Origin of the sequence: Kitasatospora sp. NPDC053057, from assembly GCF_044546945.1 — a bacterium.
Taxonomy (GTDB): Bacteria; Actinomycetota; Actinomycetes; order Streptomycetales; family Streptomycetaceae; genus Kitasatospora.
The window spans coordinates 1-1,287 of record NZ_JBITZP010000151.1 but is presented as its reverse complement, the minus strand read 5'-3'; the positions used below and the strand labels follow the sequence as shown (position 1 = coordinate 1,287).

The 1,287-nt window shown below is 67.6% G+C and carries 2 protein-coding genes; one reads left to right on the top strand and one right to left on the bottom strand.

Annotation, left to right across the window (positions count from 1 at the left end):
* Positions 1–110 (bottom strand): ATP-binding protein (locus ACIG5E_RS39530; RefSeq protein ID WP_396542177.1); only part of this gene is annotated, 110 nt, incomplete at its 3' end.
* A 131-nt stretch (positions 111–241) separates the two neighbouring features.
* Between ACIG5E_RS39530 and ACIG5E_RS39525 the strand changes: the two genes are divergently transcribed.
* On the top strand, positions 242–1,287 hold a 1,046-nt coding region (locus ACIG5E_RS39525), incomplete at its 3' end, for a tyrosine-type recombinase/integrase (RefSeq protein ID WP_396542174.1).

Sequence of the window (1,287 nt, the reverse complement as noted above, 5' to 3'; positions counted from 1 at the left end):
GAGTCGCCGGTGAGGGTGAGGACCTCGGCGTGGTGGACCAGGCGGTCGATCATCGCGGCGGCGACGACGTCGTCGGAGAAGGTCTCTCCCCAGCGAACTGGGGCTGGCACTTGTTCCTCGGAATGAGAGTGCCCTGGGACCTGGCCGTTTCGTGGGTCTGAGTGTCTCTTTGATTGTCTTGCTGACAGCGCGGTTTTGTAGGCGTTACCTTCATTCGTCAGGTGCGAGGAAGGTGTGCCGGATGGTGGAGTCGCGTCTGCGGGTGATCGAGGGCCGGACGGTCCCCGAGGTGCCCGTTGCCTGGGATCCGTGGGAGTTCCAGGCGCTGTGCGTGGAAGCGTTCGTGGCCTCCTGGCGGGCCCGGGGGTTCAGCCCGGTGACGGTCGACAACGACATAGGCCTGCTGGAGCGGACGTTGAAGGCCCTGGGACGGCCGGCGTGGGATGTCACACCCGAGGACATCGACCGCGTGGTCGGCGGCCTAGCCGTGGAGGGGCGGGCGCCGTCCACCCGCCGCGGATACGTCCAGATCTTCAAGGGGTTCCACCGATTCCTGCAGGCCCGCAAAGCCGTCGAGATCGAGGCCGCCTTCGGGGTCCGACTGGTCTGCCCGGTGGACGAGTTCAACGCCTCGCGGCATGTCGGCGACGACTCCCCGGCTCTGCTGCCGCCGCCGACCCCCGAGCGGGTCGAGGAGTTCTTCGACTTCCTGAAGGCTCGGATCGCCACCGCCCGGAAGTACGCGCCGGCCGCTCGCGACTACGCACTGTTCCGGACTCTGTATCACGCTGGCCTGCGCTCCGAGGAGGCCTCGCTCCTGGACCGCCCGGACGTCCATTTCGGCCGCGGCCCGTTCGGCAAACTGCACGTGCGCTTCGGCAAGGGTGCTCACACCTCTGGGCCCCGTCCGCGCTGGGTTCCCATGCTCGACCAGCTGGACCTGGTCCTGCGCTGGTTCCTCGACGACGTCCGCGGCAAGTTCCCCGACTCGCCCGCGCTGTTCGCCGACGAGTCGGGCGGCCACCTGCACCAAGGCACCGTCCGCAACCGCCTGCGCTATCTGATGGAACTGGAGGGCCGTCCGGCCACCGACCGGTTCAGCCCGCATGCCCTGCGGAGGGCCTGCGCGACCCACAACTACGAGCGCGGAGTGGACCTGGTGGCCATCCAACAGCTCCTTGGTCACTGGACAGTCAGTTCGACCATGAGATACGTCAACCCTCGGGAGTTGCATCAGATGGGCGAGAAGTCGCAGGTCGGCAGCTCACGGGAGGAGCCTGAGGCTCT